The organism is Peribacillus simplex, from assembly GCF_030123325.1.
Lineage (GTDB): Bacteria > Bacillota > Bacilli > Bacillales > DSM-1321 > Peribacillus > Peribacillus simplex_D.
This window is the reverse complement of record NZ_CP126106.1, coordinates 728,299-747,217: the sequence shown is the minus strand read 5'-3', so window position 1 is coordinate 747,217 and position 18,919 is coordinate 728,299. Positions and strand designations below refer to the sequence as shown.

General features: G+C 40.9%; 19 protein-coding genes. 9 read left to right on the top strand and 10 right to left on the bottom strand.

The genetic code is table 11. The features are described from left to right. Positions 1 to 64: 64 nt before the first annotated feature. The 5 genes from QNH43_RS03515 to QNH43_RS03495 form a co-directional block, all read right to left on the bottom strand. Positions 65 to 1,270 (bottom strand): MFS transporter, encoded by a 1,206-nt coding sequence (locus QNH43_RS03515; protein ID WP_283916830.1) that lies wholly within the window; start codon positions 1,268 to 1,270, stop codon positions 65 to 67. Positions 1,271 to 1,579: 309 nt separating this feature from the next. Then, positions 1,580 to 2,542 carry a sensor domain-containing diguanylate cyclase gene (locus QNH43_RS03510; RefSeq protein ID WP_283916829.1) on the bottom strand — a complete coding sequence of 321 codons (963 nt, stop codon included), beginning with the start codon at positions 2,540 to 2,542 and terminating at the stop codon, positions 1,580 to 1,582. 616 nt (positions 2,543 to 3,158) lie between these two features. Beyond that, positions 3,159 to 3,953: a DUF4097 family beta strand repeat-containing protein gene (locus QNH43_RS03505; protein WP_283916828.1), complete on the bottom strand. Its 795-nt coding sequence runs from the start codon at positions 3,951 to 3,953 to the stop codon at positions 3,159 to 3,161. Then, complete coding sequence (locus QNH43_RS03500) at positions 3,946 to 4,500, bottom strand: DUF1700 domain-containing protein (RefSeq protein WP_283916827.1); 555 nt, start codon at positions 4,498 to 4,500, stop codon at positions 3,946 to 3,948. Before QNH43_RS03500 ends, QNH43_RS03505 begins: the two co-directional genes overlap by 8 nt. Further along, complete coding sequence (locus QNH43_RS03495) at positions 4,497 to 4,817, bottom strand: PadR family transcriptional regulator (protein ID WP_283916826.1); 321 nt, start codon at positions 4,815 to 4,817, stop codon at positions 4,497 to 4,499. The genes QNH43_RS03500 and QNH43_RS03495 overlap by 4 nt, the downstream gene beginning before the upstream one ends. A gap of 232 nt (positions 4,818 to 5,049) precedes the next feature. Between QNH43_RS03495 and QNH43_RS03490 the strand changes: the two genes are divergently transcribed. Beyond that, positions 5,050 to 6,108: a DUF2157 domain-containing protein gene (locus QNH43_RS03490; RefSeq protein WP_283916825.1), complete on the top strand. Its 1,059-nt coding sequence runs from the start codon at positions 5,050 to 5,052 to the stop codon at positions 6,106 to 6,108. Beyond that, positions 6,101 to 6,637: a GDYXXLXY domain-containing protein gene (locus QNH43_RS03485; protein ID WP_283916824.1), complete on the top strand. Its 537-nt coding sequence runs from the start codon at positions 6,101 to 6,103 to the stop codon at positions 6,635 to 6,637. The genes QNH43_RS03490 and QNH43_RS03485 overlap by 8 nt, the downstream gene beginning before the upstream one ends. 87 nt (positions 6,638 to 6,724) lie before the next feature. Here QNH43_RS03485 and QNH43_RS03480 read toward each other — a convergent pair whose 3' ends face one another. From QNH43_RS03480 to QNH43_RS03465, 4 genes are all read right to left on the bottom strand, one after another. Next, positions 6,725 to 7,204 (bottom strand): C40 family peptidase, encoded by a 480-nt coding sequence (locus tag QNH43_RS03480; RefSeq protein ID WP_283916823.1) that lies wholly within the window; start codon positions 7,202 to 7,204, stop codon positions 6,725 to 6,727. 191 nt (positions 7,205 to 7,395) lie between these two features. Beyond that, a complete protein-coding gene (locus QNH43_RS03475; RefSeq protein ID WP_048687232.1) occupies positions 7,396 to 7,668 on the bottom strand; it encodes a phage holin in 273 nt (90 codons plus the stop codon). A gap of 412 nt (positions 7,669 to 8,080) precedes the next feature. Continuing rightward, a complete protein-coding gene (locus tag QNH43_RS03470) occupies positions 8,081 to 9,259 on the bottom strand; it encodes an LL-diaminopimelate aminotransferase (RefSeq protein ID WP_283916822.1) in 1,179 nt (392 codons plus the stop codon). A 62-nt stretch (positions 9,260 to 9,321) separates the two neighbouring features. Then, positions 9,322 to 10,212 carry a TIGR01777 family oxidoreductase gene (locus tag QNH43_RS03465; RefSeq protein ID WP_283916821.1) on the bottom strand — a complete coding sequence of 297 codons (891 nt, stop codon included), beginning with the start codon at positions 10,210 to 10,212 and terminating at the stop codon, positions 9,322 to 9,324. Between the two features lie 579 nt (positions 10,213 to 10,791). Here QNH43_RS03465 and QNH43_RS03460 point away from each other — a divergent pair. From QNH43_RS03460 to QNH43_RS03430, 7 genes are all read left to right on the top strand, one after another. Next, a complete protein-coding gene (locus QNH43_RS03460) occupies positions 10,792 to 11,202 on the top strand; it encodes a GNAT family N-acetyltransferase (protein ID WP_283916820.1) in 411 nt (136 codons plus the stop codon). A gap of 500 nt (positions 11,203 to 11,702) precedes the next feature. Continuing rightward, on the top strand, positions 11,703 to 12,173 hold the full coding sequence (locus QNH43_RS03455; protein ID WP_076371073.1) for a DinB family protein: 471 nt from the start codon (positions 11,703 to 11,705) through the stop codon (positions 12,171 to 12,173). Between the two features lie 415 nt (positions 12,174 to 12,588). Continuing rightward, a complete protein-coding gene (locus QNH43_RS03450) occupies positions 12,589 to 13,209 on the top strand; it encodes a YjgB family protein (RefSeq protein ID WP_283916819.1) in 621 nt (206 codons plus the stop codon). A 223-nt stretch (positions 13,210 to 13,432) separates the two neighbouring features. After that, positions 13,433 to 15,022, top strand: a complete 1,590-nt coding sequence (locus tag QNH43_RS03445; protein WP_283916818.1) for a CehA/McbA family metallohydrolase domain-containing protein — start codon at positions 13,433 to 13,435, stop codon at positions 15,020 to 15,022. Positions 15,023 to 15,334: 312 nt separating this feature from the next. Next, the gene (locus QNH43_RS03440; RefSeq protein ID WP_283916817.1) at positions 15,335 to 16,159 is read left to right on the top strand and encodes an amino acid ABC transporter substrate-binding protein; all 825 of its coding nucleotides are present in this window, start codon (positions 15,335 to 15,337) and stop codon (positions 16,157 to 16,159) included. Next, positions 16,143 to 16,847, top strand: coding sequence for an amino acid ABC transporter permease (locus QNH43_RS03435; protein ID WP_283918273.1), 705 nt, complete (start codon positions 16,143 to 16,145; stop codon positions 16,845 to 16,847). The genes QNH43_RS03440 and QNH43_RS03435 overlap by 17 nt, the downstream gene beginning before the upstream one ends. Positions 16,848 to 16,876: 29 nt before the next feature. Further along, positions 16,877 to 17,614, top strand: coding sequence for an amino acid ABC transporter ATP-binding protein (locus QNH43_RS03430; protein WP_283916816.1), 738 nt, complete (start codon positions 16,877 to 16,879; stop codon positions 17,612 to 17,614). A 75-nt stretch (positions 17,615 to 17,689) separates the two neighbouring features. Here the strand turns inward: QNH43_RS03430 and QNH43_RS03425 are convergent, their stop codons facing one another. Further along, positions 17,690 to 18,865: an MFS transporter gene (locus tag QNH43_RS03425; protein WP_283916815.1), complete on the bottom strand. Its 1,176-nt coding sequence runs from the start codon at positions 18,863 to 18,865 to the stop codon at positions 17,690 to 17,692. Positions 18,866 to 18,919: the final 54 nt, after the last annotated feature.

Genomic DNA, 18,919 nt, shown 5'->3' with positions numbered 1-18,919 from the left:
GGGTGTTATAAAAACAGTGGTGTTCCTCCTGACTCAAAAAAAGAATGACTTCTATTGAAGCCATTCAACGTCTTTCCATTGATTTTATTTTATCCTCGCTCCTGATGATGCATAAATAAACGATTATTGAAATGAAAATCGAGGCCGCTGCCGTGATATAGATGCTCCTATAGCCGAAGAGGAAGCCTATTTGCCCGAACACGATGGCACCTATGCCCACTCCAAGGTCGAAAAATGAAAAGTATGTTGCATTCGCCATCGCCTTCCGATTTGGTGGCGTCTTTTCAATCGACCATGCCTGCAGCGCCGGCTGGACAGAACCGAATCCAAATCCATAAAGCACTGCTGCCATGTAAAGGACCGCTTCACTCGGCATCCACGCAAGCAGCAGCATCCCGGCCATGATGAGTAATGTTGAAGGCACGAATATGGCTCGATGTCCCCTTCGGTCATATAATCGACCCGCGAATAACCTCGTGACCATGAGGGCCATTGCATATACTAAAAAGTACCACTGAATGCCATCTACACCTTTTTCCGCTGTGTATAGCGGAAGGAAGGTTGCAATTCCACCGAAGGTAACGGAGATGAAGAAAATGAGCAAAGATGGCTGTAGGGCACTTTTTTCATATATATCAAACCTTTTGGCTCTGACAGCCGCCGAAGGATCACTTTCCACTTTTTGATACCGAATAAGTGATGCTGCAATGATGGCAAACACTCCTAATAAAGAGCAAATCAAAAACAGCTCTTGAAACGGAATGACGGTAGCTAGAAAAAGACCCAATGATGGCCCGAATGCAAGTGCTAAGTTCCCCGATAATCCATAATACCCCATCCCCTCGCCACGCCGTTTCGCAGGAATTATATCGGAAGCAATCGTTCCTGATGCCGTTGAAGAAAATCCCCATCCGACGCCCTGTACAATCCGCATCATGAATAACAGGCCGATGCTCCCCATAAACCCGAAGGAACCCACGGACAATGCAAAAATGGCTAATCCGGCAGAAAAAACGATGCGTCTTCCCTTCGTCTCCAATAATCTGCCGGCAAATGGCCGAACAAGCAAGGCCGAAAAAGTGAAGATTCCAAGGACAGCCCCCACCAGGCGGTCGTCACCGCCAAGCTGCTCAACAAACAGCGGGAGGGTCGGCATCGTCATTTGAAACCCCATGAAGATGCACATATTTGCCAAACAGATCAGGATGAAATCACGTGTCCAGATTTTATCGGTGCCGCTTACCCGTTCATCCACTAAGGTTTCCCTCATATCCCTTCACCTTCTAAATAAAATAGTCATTGCCAGTTTACTAAAATTGGTTTAAATAAGCGAATGTTTTATTTCGTATACCTAAATATATATATAAATAAAAGCCCAGTATGACACTGGGCTCCCCCTTCATAACGAAATGCCTATATGTCCGTTTCCGTCCACTTACCTTCCTTATGTAAACTAACGATTTAGGTTCGCCAGGCAGTAATGCATCCATAACATTGATTCTATTAAACCGTCCAGGTATCATCCATTCTGCTATTGAGGAATGGTGGTATTGCCCTAGCTTATTGTATCCCATATCTTTCATCTACCAGCCCGAACGAGTTTCTGTTCTTTTCTTCGCCGTTTATCTTGAAACATTTTTTGATCCGCTTCCATGAATAGGCTATCCATATTCCCTTTGGAATGCGAACGGTAAGCATGCCCGAATGACATACTGATGTGAGGGCCTTTTTTTAGGGAGTTTTGCAGAAGGATTTCTTCCTTTAATAATTCACAAAGAGATTCTACTTCTCGCTTGCTTCTATCAATCAGCAGAATGGCAAACTCATCGCCTCCCACTCTTGCTACAACAGCGATGTCCAAGAAAATCCGTTTCAATAGATTGGCCGCTTCTTTAATCAATTCATCCCCTTTCTTATGACCATACGTATCATTCATAAATTTCAGATCATCTAGATCACACAATATCATGGCAACCGGAGTGTCAAAATCAAGATTGGATTTGGCAGATATTTTATCGAAAAACTGTCTATTATGGATATTCGTTAATGGGTCATGGGACATTTGATACTCAATATCCTGTATGAATCTCACTCTTTCATCAATATTCCGGATGATTCCTTGAACGGCTACCAATTTCTCTTCTTCATATATAGGTGTAGCATATTCCTCGAACCACCAATAATTCCCCTCGATATCTCTCCAGCGTTGAATGACAGGCTTAGTATAATCAATCCCAACGTATATCTTTTCATTTAGGATATCAAAGTCATCAGGATGTATCCTTTCAAAAGGCGAGAAAGGGTCATTGTATGCTTCTTCCAAGACTCCTTGACCTAAAAGCGTATTGATGGATGGACTTAGATATCTGAATTTGGAACTTGGGATTGATTCGTAGCAGTAGATAATATCCCTAGAACTTTCCACTATATTAAAAACCTTTTTTTGCTCTTCGAATCCTTTCTTCAGATAGTCCTTTTCCCTTTTCTTGCGAGTGAAGATCATATATTTAAATATATCCAATGACAACTTATTGAATTTCATACTACAGCCCCCATACTTTTGAAGTCATTTTCATTAAAATCTTTTCCTTAGATTTGATGGCGGACTTACACTCTTTACTTTTAACATAATTATCCTTTCCATAATTATAATTCTAAACATCTAAAAGGAAAAACTATAAATGTTTTTTCTTAGAAAGGGATCCGCTTCCAGAGAATCACCAAATCTGTGATAACATAAAAAACGGAAGAACCACTGCATCTTCTCTATTATCGGACGGTCTGTACTTTGTTCCAACAAATATTGGCTTCTGTTTATGGTTCATTTCTAAATTGACATTATTATAGACTGTTTTCGCATACTTTGTTGCTATTTACCAAGTAAAGCGGTGTGGTTGATTTCCCCTCCAGATGCTCGCTTTCCACGGGGCGGGCGGTGAGCCTCCTCGGCGTAAACGCCTGTGGGGTCTCACCTGTCCCGCTGCTCCCGCAGGAGTCTCGCACATCCGCTCCAATCAACCTTAAATCGTTTCGTTTTAAAAACAACAATCTTTACGAAAAGAGCCTTATTATAAAACACCTGCTGTTCATGAAGATGAAATGGCCGCATAAATGAAAAAAGCCGATTCCAGTTGGATCGGCTTTTTCATGCTTCACGACTATTTCGTTATCTCGATTTTCCCATTATTCGTTTCCAATTTCACTAAGTTCTCACCTTTGCCAATGACAGTATCGCCCTCATACTTACCAAGGATATCCACTCTTCCATTGTCAACATGAACATCGAAAGTTGTATTTGTCGGTTCATTCTCCGTTTTGATCATGATTTTACCATTATTACTTTCGAAGTCGATCTCCCTATCCAAGTCTTTCGTGACCAAAGTAATTTTACCGTTATTCGATGACCCAACCAGTTTTCCCTCCACATTATTAAGGTCTACTTTTCCATTAGCAGATTTCACTTCAACTTTTTCGGTAATTATATCCTTTAATTCCACCCGGCCATTTTGAGATTTCACATTCAGATTTTCACTTTTCAATCCTGATAATTGCAATTTTCCATTATCGGATTCGATGACAAAGGATTTATAAGATTCATCAGGCACATACACCTTTAGATGTATGGATTGAATATGAAAACCAAAGCTAAAGGTACGTCGATCCTTTAATTGTACCGAAAGCTTCTTTCCTTCCACATCGGCAGTGAAATCCAACTTGGAAACATCCATCCCTTTTGAAACCAATTCTATCCTGGTCTCCTTATCCTTCGTTGGAACGATTTCAACATTTGCATTGTCCGTGTCGATCTGAATGTCCGTCACGATCTCCGAAATCGTTTTTTCCTCTGTAGTCGTTTCCTTATTCGTCACTTGGGAAAAAGTAAACAGACTTCCTATTACTCCGACCAGTAACAATACAAGTGCAATGATCGATAATTTTTTTACATTAATCATTTTTCAAACCGCCTTTCACAAGGGAAGCGTTAAATTTTAAATAGCGAACGAATCCTTTAGTTAAGGCATTCGTAGCGACAAACATTCCCATGGCAATGAAAATGCCAATCCCGCATAGTCCCAATGCGAAGAAAAGATCGAATAATTGAAAATTGCCTATCGCAAGGTTAAAAAGGACGCCAAACGGAGCAAGAATGAACGCGATCGCCGAAGCCCATCCTGCAATGACAACTCCGATCAATGCTATAAATGGTCCCAAAACGATCACTAAATTAAAGAATCCCAAACCAATGACTGCCCAAACCGCCCGCATAACATTACCTGCAGAAGTCGTTTGTTCGACCTGGCCAAGATGATAGGATGCCATCAGGTCCTTGGAAATCTGTTTAGGATTCCCAAGGGATTTTGAGATTTCCTGCTCTGACTTTCCTTCTTCCATTCCAATTACGAAATACTCTTCGTAATCTTGAAGGATATCTTCCCGTTCCTCTAAGGAAAGTCTGGTTAATGAAGCATTCAATTGTTTTAAAAATTGTTCTTTATTCATTGGTTCACACCTTCCTTGATTAATTGATTGACCCCATTGGAAAATTCATGCCATTCCGTCAGCAGCTCTTGAAGGTATCTCCGGCCTTTTTCGGTTAATTTATAATACTTGCGAGGAGGCCCTTCTGTTGATTCTTGTAAATATGTCGTAAAATACTCCTCCTTCGTCAAGCGACGTAAAAGTGGATATACCGATCCTTCCGATATTTCAATTTGATCCGATATCTTCTGTACAAGTTCATATCCATAGCGATCCTGCTTATCCAGTAAGACCAGGACACACAGTTCCAGGACACCTTTCTTAAATTGTACATTCATAGCACCATCACTCCTTCCAAAAGTTTTTCAGTATAGTTCAATAAACAGTACTGAACAACGAACAATACATCTTATGTAAATAATTTACCACATGGTACTGTTCATTGCAAGGTACTATAACTTTTATTTGGTCTTACATGCATCCCAATAAGGGTAGAAGAAAATTAGCATTATATTCAAAGCTGCAAGAGAATACGATGTATAATAGTAAAATGTGGAAGGAGGAGTTACTTTGGCCAACAAAGAAATAACAAAAAAGCAATTCGATTTTCTTGAACATGAATTTAATTACCTTGAAAAGGAAGGAGTCATCTCCCAGCAAGAGAAAGTGAGGATGTTAGGTTCCTATAATGTAAAAGGCAATTTGAACTTCATCACTATTCTATTATCCATTGGGGCACTTCTTTTAGGTTTAGGCGTATTGACCTTCGTAGCCAGCAACTGGATCTATTTAAGTAAAGCGGTTAAATTCCTGCTTATCATTGCATGCCTCATCGGAGTGAACTTTGCTGGCGTTAAGGTGCAGGCACGCTTGCCCAAAACGTCACGAAGTCTGCATTATGCAGGTATCCTGATCTTTGGTGCAGGGATTTTTCTAGTCGAGCAGATGTTTAACATCAGCATCAATTTCAACAGTTCCTTTTTATTATGGGCGATCGGTACGGTATTCATTGGATACTATTTGAAGGATGTCTTTGTTCTCCTTTTTACATCTTTCCTGCTTTTCATTTATATTAACGGAAGTATATTCGTTGATGAAACGTCTTATCCGCTTGCCATTCTTATATTTCTACCGGCTTTATACATCCTGTTAAAGAAATTCGATTACCCTAAATATCTGACCTTTTTCATTAACGCTTTAGCCATCAATACAATTGCCTTATTTCTTATGGAATTCGTGCCGAAGCTGGGTTTTGAAAATTCGAATACGATTGTCCTATCCATTCTGTTTGTATTGGGAATCGTGCTTGCCTATATTCCGGTAAGAGCCAAATTACAAAACATCACACACATACAAGGGCATATCTTACACGGGATTACCGCACTCTTCCTTACCTTTGAGTTTTCTATCTGGTTTCCTTTAGCTTACTTCGTTTTTCTGCTTTATCTCATTCTAAAAGGCAGTTTGACCAGCATCGTGATAATATGTGCACTGATTTTCAGATATTACATCTACTCCTTTGACTTCCTGCCAAAATCGCTTACATTCATCATTGGTGGAATCATGCTTATCGGTTTTGGCTTCTTCTTTGAAAATCAACGAAAAAAAGGAGGGGAACTCAATGAGTAATCCATCATTCCGGCCACTCATCGTATTTTCCATTCCAGTCTTGATTCTGTTAGTCTTGGCGTTTCCTCCGGTCTGGACAACAATGACAGGAGACGTAATCAAGATCAAAACAGCACCGGTCGATCCGACTGACTTGTTTAGGGGCAGCTATATAGCTTTGAAATACGAAATTGAATCCGTTAAGCCATCACAAGTCGATGACTCGATTAAAACCGGGTTCAATGAAAGAAATATGGGCGATTATAAAAAGGTATATGTACGTTTAAAACAAAACACTGATGGACTTTACGTGGTTGATTACGTAACGAAAGAAAAACCCACCAAAGGCGTTTACCTAAAAGGCGAATTGGAAATCCCATATGAACTGCAAAATGCGGCAACCATTCAGATCAGATACGGTCTGGACAATTATTTCGCATCTGAAGAAAAGGCAAAGGAAATGGAGAAAGATGCATTGGCCAATCCTTCAGTGGCCGTCGTAAAAGTTCGCAATGGCAATGTTGTTTTAACCGATATCATCATTGAATGAAAACCCCCGGATATGACCAGCAAAAAGAGCATCGGTTTTTCGATGCTCTTTTTTTGCTGGACTTTTTTCATCTTGAACATCAGATTGTTATTTAATGACCCGTTTTGCCCCAATATATTTTTCTTTCCAATACTTATCACTCATTTTGACCACCTTGACCCCTTTGGTGGTGGTCCCGACAAATGTACCATTTCCATAATAGATTCCCACAAAAGAGACCTGCCCTTTCTTACCTGTCGCATAGAAGACCAAATCGCCCGCTTTTAAATCTTTTTGGTTCACGGCCTTTCCGGTTTTATACTGTTCCGCGCTCGTTCTTGGAATCTTCATTTCCGTCGCGGCATTTTTATATACATACTGGGTAAGACCGCTGGCATCAAACCCTTTTGGTGTCGTCCCCCCATATTTATACTTGCTTCCAACCTGCTTCTTTGCCAAAGCGGCAACTTCCTCACCATAATTGATAGAGGCTGAAGCATTAGCCGGACTGAAAATGAATGCCATCAATAATGCCCCGATTAAAACTATGGCCGCAAGCCATTTTGAAACTGGTAAACTATAACTCATTCTTTTTCCTCCCCAAACTGAAAATGAACCACAATTTTAAATGTATGTTTCATTTCAGTTTTTAGACCAAAATCATTTTCCGTAATTTTCATCTCTGCCCAAAAAACAAATAACCAGATAACGCCGTTGTGTAGCTGGTACGGTGTTATCTGGTATACTCTACTCTTCAATAGATGAAAGAATAGTGTCCATTATTTAGGCTCCTCGTATTGTCGGGCATTTTCACTGTCACTTAGACCTTTAGTGGTATGATCGACCACACCGCCGACCCCAAAGAATGTAAGCGCTATGAAGTTAATGATGCCTAAAGCCCCGTTCAATGCATCATCAGTGATGGTAAAGCCTATGGGTGTAATGAAATTGTTTATGAACGCGGCAACCATCTGCGCCAATATTAAAAGCCCAGGAAGGAGTACCGTGAATATAAACGTAGGATTCTTAAGACGCACTTTCCAGTTGATCATTGCTTTTCCCCCTCTCTATCATATTAAGCCCGCTTCATTTAAAAGAGTTGCGGACTTGCTATATATTATGCGGCTTGTCCATCTTACGTTCGGAAATTCCATTCATAATCTATCACGCTAGTTTCCCATAAACATAAAAAAGCCCATCCGAGGATGGACCTTCTCTTAAACTTCATAGTAGTGTTTTAAAAACACTAGAGAGCGCCTCACTTTAACAAGTAAGTAACAACTTCCTCAAGCTCTATATACTCCTCACCGTGCCAGTTGATTCCTTCCTTTTAAAAATAAGCTACTGCCTCTATAGGTAAAATGATAGTCACCGTCCGCAAACCATTTCTATCAATTTCCCCGGAATGGATAGCGGCGGCAATCAAGCGTTCTTAAAACCTGAATATACTAAATGCTAGATTTTTTACACTCCAATTTTTTTCTCCAAAAACAATTTGATTCGTTCAGCAGCTTCTTTCAATCTCTCGGCCGGCTGGACCAAGGCCATCCGGACATACCCTTCACCCTGCTTCCCAAAAGCATCGCCTGGTACGACCGTTACCCCTGCTTTTTCAATCAATGCATAGGAAAAATCCCGTGATTTCCAGCCTGCAGGAATTTGGGCCCAAATAAACATGGTAGCTGAGGTTTTCGGCACATGCCAACCACCTTCCGCAAGACCTGATATCAAGGCATCACGTCGGGCCTGGTATTCCTTAACCTGTTCTGATAGCAGCGAAAGATTGGAAGTTAGCGCCATCTCGGCAGCTTTTTGGATTGGATAAAAAACCCCATAATCGATGTGTGATTTCAACGTTCCAAGGATGTTCAGCGCCTCTCGATTGCCCACCGCATACCCAATGCGGCAGCCGGCCATATTAAAAGTTTTGGAAAGTGAGTTAAATTCAATCCCCACTTCCTTGGCACCAGGAATGGACATAAAACTAATTTGCGGATGATCATCAAAAATCAACTCTGAATAAGCAAAATCGTGAACCACCATGATCTCGTTCTTTTTCGCGAACGATATGACTTCCGAAAAGAAAGTTTCATCAGCAAGGGCGGTGACAGGATTTCCCGGATAACTGATAATCATCATTTTGGTCTTTTTCACTATTTCATCCGGAATACCGTTGAGCTGCGGCAGGAATCCATTTTCGGCAGTAAGCGGCATCGGATGAATGATTCCGCCGGCAAGCTCTACACTTGCTTCATAAATTGGATATCCCGGATCCGGCACCAGCACATAATCTCCGGGGTTTATCATCGCCGTTGCCAAGTGTGCAAGGCCATCCTGCGAACCCATCAGCTGGAGGACTTCCCTTTCTGCATCCAGCTCCACTCCATAACGCATCCGATAAAAATAACGGACTGCCTCATTGAATTCAGGCGTACCTTTTAACGTATACCCGTAAGAATTGGGGTCCTGCGCATATTTCACAAGCGTATCCACTACAAAATCAGGCGGTGGTAAATCCGGACTTCCTACACTCAAATCGATAACATCCACCCCTCGTTCCATTGCATCCTGCTTGCGAGTCGCCAACTCTGAAAATATTCCTGTTGTGAATCTTCCGACTTTTTCAGATGGAGTCATATTCATTTTACGATTCCCCTCTCTTAATGATTTTCTATCTATCATTATAGCAATCAATCTCGAGTATTTTAAGAATTCATCAGTATCTGTTCCAGAGCCTCATCAAGATGATGGAATTTAAATGCATACCCCGCCTTTTCCAACCTCTCTGGAATGACCCACCGGCTTTTTAATATCAATTCCGTTTCGGTCCCCATAAAGAAAGCTCCCATTTCAAGCATGGGTGTTGGACAGGGAAGTCCTATCCTAATATTCATGAGCTTTCTCAAATGAGCCATCAGTTCACGATTTGTAACTGGATGAGGCGATGAACAATTGAACACCCCGCTCAACTCCTGATTCTTTCTCAGAAAAAGGACAATGTTAAATAAATCTTCTATATGTATCCAACTGAATTTCTGATTTCCTGATCCTTGATGGCCTCCCAATCCGAATTTAACCAAATTCCTATATGGGGTCATCACTCCCCCATCGCCCAATACAATGGCGATCCGTAAAGCAATTTGTCTCGTCTTGGGTAATCGGAAATCGAAAAATGAGCGCTCCCACGCTTTCGCAACATCTACGGAAAAGCCTGAACCGATTACACCATCTTCCTCCGTCATTGGTTTAACTTCAGCATGCCTGTATATCGTTGCCGTACTTGAGTTTATCCATATTGAAGGAGGATTTTCACATTGTTCAATCGCCTTACCTAGCACTTCAGTCGTATCAGTTCGTGAATCCAATATTTCTTTCTTATTCTTGGCATTGTAGCGGCAATTGACCGTTTTTCCTGCTAGGTTGATTAACATATCCGAATGATCGATCGTTTCCCTTATTCCTTCTTTATCTTCCCAGCCAGTATGCGGGGTTTGCCTGGAGATGATCCTTACCTCATATCCCAAATTCCTGAAATGCTTTTCAAAGTATTGACCGACAAAACCAGTCCCGCCAGCTAAAACCACTTTCTTCAGCATATAACCAACCCGCTTTCTTTTAAGAGTGAATAGGTCGAATCATAACCACACCCACTTTTTTGTGAATTACTTCACAATTATACCATCCTATTACATTAATTGGTATTACGAATAGATAACATACGCGTGCAACAATTGGTGAACTTGTCCAAGCAAAAAGGAATATTACACATAAATTAGTAATGTGGAAATTTATATAACAAAGGGGATGATTTCAGTGTCAAACAAAAAGCTAAGAAGAACTGGCGGTTCCAGTAATGGCAATTCTGGAAGTGAAAATAACAGCCGTAGGTCAGCCTTGAGGAGAATCTTAAATAATTTATTAAACAATAATAGAGGTACATCCATCAAGGAACCTACTTCAATCAAGCAACCCACTTCTATCAAGAAATTTAAAAGGGATTAAGAGATTGCTTTTTTGAGATTAAGATGGAATTCCTTTGGAATTATTCTAAAGGAATTTCATCTTAATAAAACATTATGACTGATTTCAGAGTTTTTGTTATTTTTCCACATGTACAAGCTATGTATTTCTGGTGAATAACGGTTATATCTAATAGAGCAAAAGGAGAAATCATGATGTATTTTCGAGAATGGAAACCTAAAAAGGATATCAAGAAATTAACGGATATTACGGTAAGTAATTTTCGGGTTTCGCCTAATAAAGTGAATGAAATATTGCAAAAGTCACATAAGGTACTCGTAGTTTGTAATGATAAGGGTAAAGTAGTGGGGTTTCTTTGTTATAACCTTTACTTATATAAAGTGGCTCATATTAATTATGTAGTACTTGACAAGAAATATAGAGGAAAAGGAATTTTGCAATCCCTTTTACCCGAATTAGTAACTTATGTGAGAAAAAAAGGGATCCTTGTAGTGTCTGGTTTTGTGAACAAAAACAACCCAGAAGCATTACAAAAGTTTAAAGCCCTTGGATTTAAACCGGTTTTAATTTATCATGATGACATTCTAATTCAATCCTTAATTTAAAAAGGTCCTCCTGCCACCTATTAGCAAAGAAAGATTGATTAAAATCCCTTCTTTATCTTGTAATACAGTGCACAACTAATACGAATCATTCATCTGTTTTCCCCTTCATTAGCTGGACTTCTCTGTCTCATACTAATCCCGATAAGGGATACTGGGGTTATACGGATATATGAATCATGTATCCCCACGCAATGGAACAACTAGGGAATGAAATCGCCTGTAAATTCACACGGATTCATAGGCATTTCCCTGTAGTCTCTTAAAACCCTGATTTTTAATTTAATTCCTCTCCAGGCTGCTTCTATATTAGGACTCCCATATAAAAAGCAACCAGAAAAATAAACAGGTCCTGATTTAAACAGAGGCGATACTTTACATAATAGAAGGAATACAAAAAGCTGAACAGATTATTAAATTTTCTATATTTTCAAAATAACCCCATATCCTCAGCGTCCATTCGTGTATAGTTAAAATATACCTGCTAAAAAGGGGAGATAATTATGAAATCGATAGAACTAATCATCTTAAATCTGGAAGAGGTTAGAAGAAGAAACATTAAGCTTTGGACATCAATACCTAAAAGCACACTCCATTGGAAACCGGACGACAAGGCGATGAGCTGTTTGGAAATGGTTAGACATGTCCTTGATAGTGAGCATTACTATCATTTATCCATTAAAAATCAAGGTAGCCTACAAGTTTATGAATCACCATTTGAAAAACAGCCACTTACCTCTGTTGAAGCGGAATTGAACTTTGCCGAACCTTACAGGCGTGATTTTTTGGAAACGATCAGATCCTTCAGCGAGGACGACTTATCCAATATTAAAATTGATCGCTCTAATATCGGATATATCAGGGATTTAGGTGACATGTTGTTAAGAATCGCTTATCACGAGTCTGTACATACTGGTCAATTATTGGACTACTTAAGAACTGCTGGAGTTCCTAGAATTAACGTTTGGGATTAATCACATCATTTTCAAAAGGTGTTTCATCATGGTGAAGCACCTTTTTTATTTTGGCTGTTTTCGCATACTTTGTTGCTATTTACCAAGTAAAGCGGTGTGGTTGACTTCCCCTCCAGATGCTTGCTTTCCGCGGGGCGGGCGGTGAGCCTCCTCGGCGTAAACGCCTGTGGGGTCTCACCTGTCCCGCTGCTCCCGCAGGAGTCTCGCACTTGCGCTCCAATCAACCTTAAATCGTTTCGTTTTAAAAACAACAATCTTTACGAAAAGAGCCTTTATTTTTCGACTGCATGAAACATCCCTTATTGACCTATAAGGTCCAAACATTTTACAGAATGAAAGATTGTGAAATGTACCTGATGCCCCACCATTATCAAACATTCCAATTGCTCACCCAAAAATGTTTCATGCTAGGAAATTGTGGAAAAGTAATGATATAGGAGGGATAAGAAATGATGTTATCAAAAAACCAGCTGCCAGAATGGTTAGCGCGGTTATTCTAACCGGTTCTCTTTTAGGGGCAGGTACATCGTTTTCAACAGAACCGGTTGAGGCTGCATCCACAATGGATTCCGCTTCTGCCTTAGCTCAGGAACACGCTCTTACCACCTTACATGAGATCTACAATAAAGCCTTTTCAGGAGAAATGCCTTATACTGCCATGGGTTTAAAAATTAATGAAAAGACCCAAAAAGATGTATATGAGACATTCGGTTCCCCCCCTGAGCCAAGTAACACAGATGATACTTTTGACTATTATCATGCAGAAATGGGGCATCCAGGATTTGCATTTGCCTATAACGATGAAAAGACCATTTCACAAATCCGATATTTTGGGACAAATGTAGAACGGGACCATAATCTAGGAAGCATCACACCTAAAGTTTTAGTAAAACAACTCGGCAGTGCTGACGAAATACGCCATATTTCCAGTAAGAATGAAATCAACTACATTTACAAGACAGGAAATTATGAACTTCAATTCATTGTTGGTGAAGATCAAACTGTAGATCATATCAATCTACTCGAAGCTAAATAATATTTACGGCAAAATAGTCGTTAAAGGTTGTAGAGAAAAAATTTTTTCTCTACAACCTTTTTTGTTACAAGCCCTTCCCCCTCCTTTCAATTTCTAAACCACTAGTACCAGAATCGGTCTTTCCTTTTACAAAAACCATACTCACCCCAAACGGATTCTTAATACTTTTACAATAAAATTAGCTTGTTCAATATTATTTCAATATATGGAGGGTGTCGGTAAAATGATTAATAAGTTCAGGGCTTTCACAGTTTCGGTTCTAAGCATAGCCATCCTTTTCCAGGGTCTTCCGGTCGCGGTTGCTGCAAAAGATGCAGAAGACAATCAGACAAATCCGGGAGGCAGATGGATGAAAGGGGAATATCATGCCCATACCACTCAGTCCGATGATGCCGCGGAATCACAGAGCCTTGAGAGCTTGCTAAATAACGCATTTAATAAGTATGGCTTGGATTGGATGGGAATTTCCGACCACTTGAGGATGTCTTCAAGGGATGATGAGGGACATTTGATTCCAGGCGGGCCGATACCGCTGTCTCAGGGAATCATTCAATATCAAGCCCCGAAAATGGAACAACTGCAAAAAGAGGGCAAATTTAAAAATAAAGTCATCTTTTCAGGCTTCGAATGGGACATGCCTACATACGAGCATGTCGGCATAGGCATTTTGGGAGATCAACTGGGCTCACCTAAAAGCCTGAAAGCTGGCAATCAGTTCGAATATCTGTTCACCAACCAGGATGAAAAGTTGTTTGATTCTAAGGATGTAGCCGTCTGGAAAGCACAGGATCAAAGAGCCAATAAGACACCCGAGGATGCTCGAACAGCATTGGCATGGCTTGAGAAAAATTATAAGCATACAAGTTATGCCATATTGAACCACCCATCAAGAAAGAGGGTTTACAACATATCTGATTTTCGTGACTTCAACAATATCGCCCCGGATGTCATGTTCGGATTTGAAGGTATGCCAGGTAACCAGATGGAGCCAGATCGAGGCGGTTTAAACCTGGCAACACCGGAAAACCGGACCTATGGCGGATCCGATTACATGCTTGCTAAGGTAGGAGGTGCATGGGATGCGCTTCTTGGGGAAGGCCGTAAGTTTTGGAATTTTTCCAATTCGGACTCCCATTTCGAAATCAGTGAAAATCGCCTATACTCCAGCGGTTACTGGCCAGGAGAATATTCCAAGAATTATACATGGGTAAATGGCTCATCAGTAAAATCCGTCCTTGACGGCATGCGATCAGGGAAATCCTTCTCCGTTTTTGGTGACTTGATCGATGCCCTTGATTTCCAAGCTAAAAACGGAAACAACAAGGTTGAGATGGGCGGGGACCTTAAGGTGAAGGAAGGACAGATGGTCAAGATCACCATCCGATTTAAGAGCCCTAAAAAGAACAACAACGGGGACTCCGTCAAAGTGGACCACGTGGACCTAATTTCGGGGGAAGTAACAGGGAAAGCGGTTCCTGGAACACCTGCTTATAATAAAGCCACCAATGATACGACAAAAGTGGTTAAACGCTTTACAAGTAAAGACTGGAAAACCGATCGCGATGGTTTTCATACCATCACTTACAAAGTCAAAGCAAATAAGGATCAATATTTCCGTTTGCGAGGCACGAACCTAGGGGAAAATGTCTCTGGAGAAACGATGGACGGTGAACCGCTGATCGATACAAAAACTGAAATCGAGGATAACGAAACGCGTTTTTCAGAAATAAACAAACGTAACTATAAAGACCTTTGGTTCTATTCGAACCCTATTTTCGTCAGCGTGGAGGATAGGAATCATGATAAACACTAAGTTGAAAAGTATCCTGCAATAGTTCTGGACGCTCTAAAGAAGCCCCCTCTCCACTTAGCTAATAATCGACGTGGAGGAGGGCCTTTTTGTCCCCTTGGATTCTTAATGACCCTTCCCTTTCTTTAAAATCCTTCCTCGGATAACGATACATCTTTCTTTTAGTATTATTTCACTTCAATGCGTGAAAATCCGTATAATTCACCAAGTTTCATTAACACTAATGATGTAAGTTATTTTCATTGACTTTTTTCCTTTTCTTGTATAGTATCACAGAGTATCAATCCCTATCAGATTACTAGGAGGTTTACCCAAATGAAAAAAATGGTTGCACTTTTATCGCTATTGTTAGCTTTCACGGTTGTACTTACCGCTTGTGGTACCAATACCAAAAATGAGGCAAACGATACCGGCAATAAATCTTCTTCACAAGAAAGTCTATATGATAAAGTCAAAAAAGATGGCGTATTAACTGTTGGAACTGAAGGTACATACCCCCCTTTCACATTCCACGATGATTCAGATAAACTAACGGGGTTTGATGTTGAAATTGCTAAAGAAGTTGCTAAACGCCTTGGAGTGAAAGCAGAATTCAAGGAAACACAATGGGACGGCATGTTTGCAGGCTTGGATGCTAAACGATTTGATATGATCGCAAACCAAGTGGGCATCGATGAAGACCGTCAAAAGAAATATGATTTCTCTGACCCATATATTCAATCAGGAGCCGTATTGCTTGTACACAAAGATAATTCGGATATTAAATCCTTCGATGACTTGAAAGGCAAGACCTCTGCACAATCTTTAACGAGTAATTACAATGATCTAGCCAAATCACATGGTGCTGAAGTTACAGGCATTGAAGGATTTTCTCAATCCGTACAGCTTATTGCTTCTAAACGTGTGGATGCCACGATCAATGACAAATTATCGTACCTTGATTATAAAAAGCAACACCCGGATGCACCTATCAAAGTCGCTGATGAGGAAGAAAGCGGAGTCGCAAGTGGTTTAATGTTCAGGAAAGACAGCGGCAAATTAGTGGAAGAAGTAAACAAAGCCCTTAAAGCAATGAAAGACGACGGCACGTACGCGAAAATCTCGGATAAATGGTTTGGTGAAGATGTTTCTCCTAAGTAATATTTTCACCGACCCCGAGCGTATGGACCAGCTTGTTTCCATCGCTCAAACCTCCCTCTATCCGATGATAGAGGGAGCTATTCAATATACGATTCCACTAACATTGATCTCATTCGTTCTCGGCCTTATTCTCGCTGTACTCACAGCATTGGCTAGATTATCTTCCATTAGGATTCTTCAAATAATTGCGCGAGTATATGTGTCAATCATCCGCGGGACACCATTACTTGTGCAATTATTTATCATTTTCTATGGACTTCCAAATTTAGGTGTAACCATCGATCCTTTCATATCGGCTATTATCGGTTTCTCACTAAGTGTTGGAGCATACGCTTCGGAAATTATACGAGCAGCCATTTTATCCATACCAAAAGGGCAATGGGAAGCAGGTTATTCAATCGGGATGTCATATACCCAAGCTTTAAAGCGGATTGTCTTGCCGCAAGCAGCTCGGGTATCCGTTCCCCCATTATCCAATACGTTCATTAGCCTTTTAAAAGATACATCGCTTGCATCACTCATTCTTGTAATGGAATTATTCCGTAAAGCTCAAGAAATCGCTGCAAAAAACTATGAATTTCTACTACTTTACATGGAAGCAGCTGCTTTATATTGGATTTTGTGTACCATTCTATCTTTCATTCAAGGAAGTTTAGAGGACAGACTTAATCGTTATGTAGCAAAATAAGAACCGCAGTAGTTAAAGGAGATTTTAAAATGATCAACATTAAGAATCTTCATAAATCATTTGGTGACCTTGAAGTATTAAAGGGCATCGATTTGGAAGTGGAGCAAGGTAAAGTCATTGTATTGATCGGTCCTTCGGGTTCAGGTAAAACAACCTTTCTTCGGTGTTTGAATCTCCTTGAGGTGCCAACGGACGGGACGATTGAAATCGATGAAACAGTAATGGACTTCAAGAAGCCCGTTAGAAAAAAATCGATTACATCTTTTCGCAGTTTGACAGGGATGGTTTTCCAAAGCTATAACCTCTTCCCCCACAAAACGGCATTGGAAAATGTAATGGAAGGCCCCATCATTGTAAAAAACATAGCCAAACATCAAGCGAAAGAAACGGCTGCCGCCCTGCTTACAAAAGTGGGCTTAGGTGAAAAAATCGATTTTTATCCATTTCAATTGTCCGGCGGACAGCAGCAGCGAGTCGGAATTGCAAGGGCCCTTGCCATGGAGCCTAAGGTCATGCTATTCGATGAACCCACGTCCGCTTTAGATCCCGAACTAGTCGGGGACGTGTTACAGGTCATGAAAAACCTGGCGAAAGATGAAGGCATGACAATGATCGTGGTGACCCATGAAATGCGTTTCGCCCGTGAAGTCGCCGACGAAGTCATTTTCATGGATGAAGGAAAAATAATGGAGCGGGGAACACCCGAGCAAATTTTCACAAATCCTAAAGAAGCGCGTACACGTAAATTCCTCAATATGATCCAATAAAACACGGTGCTATTCAAGCATCGCTCGCGGCCACCCCCCATTTTTAGAAATGGGGGGTATTTGCATATCATTAAATTAATGAGATGCTTGGACCTGTTCACTCTGTGTCCGTGCATGGTATAACTGAAAAAGAATCAAAGCAAAAACGGAAAGGATTGCGCCCGATATAAATGGTAAATCAATCGAAATCGAAAATAACCAACCGCCTATCGGGGGACCCGCAATCCTGCCGAACGAGTCGAATGAAGATAGCAGGCCAGTGACACTGCCATGGCCCGTCATGGAACTTTTGGTCAGCAGTGCCGAAATGGCCGGCCGGATGAACCCATTACCCAATCCGAAGATAGTCAGGAAGATCGCCGATGTCCAAAAACCGGAAGAGAACAGGATGAGAATGAAGCCAACTGCCGACACGATGATTCCCATTCGGATAACCGCGCCTTCCCCATATTTCTTTGTCATCCTACCCACTAATCCACCTTGAACGATCGCACTGCCAAACCCCATGATCATAAAGATATAGCCTAATTGTACAAGATTTATATCAGCCTTTTTGGCTGCAAAATAGGCAAAAGTCGTTTCGAGTCCTGCCATTGAAAGGGTGACGATCATTTGCAGAAAGAACATGGTCTTAAGAGGCCCTTTGAAGGCTTTCCACATGGACTCTTTATTTTTTGACTGCTGGGCCCTCTTCTCTACTGTATGTGATTCCTTTAGTATCGCGATCACTAAGAATAAAGTAATCAAAGAGGATATTCCAGCAATGTAAAACGGTAAGTTCAAACTTGATTTGGAGAATACCCCGCCAATCGCAGGTCCGAAGATGAATCCAAGCCCTGTAGCGGCCCCGATGATTCCCATCCCTTTTCCCCGATCTTCCGGCGTCGTGATATCAGCCACATACGCCATTGCGGTTGGCATGTTTGCCGATGACAAAATCCCCCCAATGATCCTGGCTACAAATAATACCCATAAGGAATCCGCCGAAGCCATGATGAAAAACGAAATGGCCAGTCCAGCAATCCCGATAATCATGACAGGCTTACGTCCAATCCGGTCAGATATGCGTCCCCACATCGGGGCAAAAAATAATTGCATTAATGAATAAACAGCCATTAAAAGACCAAGCTCTGTAGGACTGCCACCAACCTTTTCGGCAAGGAACGGAATGACGGGAATGATGATCCCAAATCCGACCATGACTAAAAACATCACTAAAAAAAGAACGGGTAACACCTTTTTTGTTTCCATTATTTTTTTCTCCTTTTATTCTTCCACAATCGCTACGTACTTTGGAACGAATTT

Bases quoted from the DNA above. Each gene is read 5' to 3' on its own strand.
- QNH43_RS03515 (WP_283916830.1), bottom strand. From the start codon at position 1,270: ATGAGGGAAACCTTAGTGGATGAACGGGTAAGCGGCACCGATAAAATC.
- QNH43_RS03510 (WP_283916829.1), bottom strand. From the start codon at position 2,542: ATGAAATTCAATAAGTTGTCATTGGATATATTTAAATATATGATCTTC.
- QNH43_RS03505 (WP_283916828.1), bottom strand. From the start codon at position 3,953: ATGATTAATGTAAAAAAATTATCGATCATTGCACTTGTATTGTTACTG.
- QNH43_RS03500 (WP_283916827.1), bottom strand. From the start codon at position 4,500: ATGAATAAAGAACAATTTTTAAAACAATTGAATGCTTCATTAACCAGA.
- QNH43_RS03495 (WP_283916826.1), bottom strand. From the start codon at position 4,817: ATGAATGTACAATTTAAGAAAGGTGTCCTGGAACTGTGTGTCCTGGTC.
- QNH43_RS03485 (WP_283916824.1), top strand. From the start codon at position 6,101: ATGAGTAATCCATCATTCCGGCCACTCATCGTATTTTCCATTCCAGTC.
- QNH43_RS03480 (WP_283916823.1), bottom strand. From the start codon at position 7,204: ATGAGTTATAGTTTACCAGTTTCAAAATGGCTTGCGGCCATAGTTTTA.
- QNH43_RS03475 (WP_048687232.1), bottom strand. From the start codon at position 7,668: ATGATCAACTGGAAAGTGCGTCTTAAGAATCCTACGTTTATATTCACG.
- QNH43_RS03470 (WP_283916822.1), bottom strand. From the start codon at position 9,259: ATGAATATGACTCCATCTGAAAAAGTCGGAAGATTCACAACAGGAATA.
- QNH43_RS03465 (WP_283916821.1), bottom strand. From the start codon at position 10,212: ATGCTGAAGAAAGTGGTTTTAGCTGGCGGGACTGGTTTTGTCGGTCAA.
- QNH43_RS03460 (WP_283916820.1), top strand. From the start codon at position 10,792: ATGTATTTTCGAGAATGGAAACCTAAAAAGGATATCAAGAAATTAACG.
- QNH43_RS03455 (WP_076371073.1), top strand. From the start codon at position 11,703: ATGAAATCGATAGAACTAATCATCTTAAATCTGGAAGAGGTTAGAAGA.
- QNH43_RS03445 (WP_283916818.1), top strand. From the start codon at position 13,433: ATGATTAATAAGTTCAGGGCTTTCACAGTTTCGGTTCTAAGCATAGCC.
- QNH43_RS03440 (WP_283916817.1), top strand. From the start codon at position 15,335: ATGAAAAAAATGGTTGCACTTTTATCGCTATTGTTAGCTTTCACGGTT.
- QNH43_RS03435 (WP_283918273.1), top strand. From the start codon at position 16,143: ATGTTTCTCCTAAGTAATATTTTCACCGACCCCGAGCGTATGGACCAG.
- QNH43_RS03430 (WP_283916816.1), top strand. From the start codon at position 16,877: ATGATCAACATTAAGAATCTTCATAAATCATTTGGTGACCTTGAAGTA.
- QNH43_RS03425 (WP_283916815.1), bottom strand. From the start codon at position 18,865: ATGGAAACAAAAAAGGTGTTACCCGTTCTTTTTTTAGTGATGTTTTTA.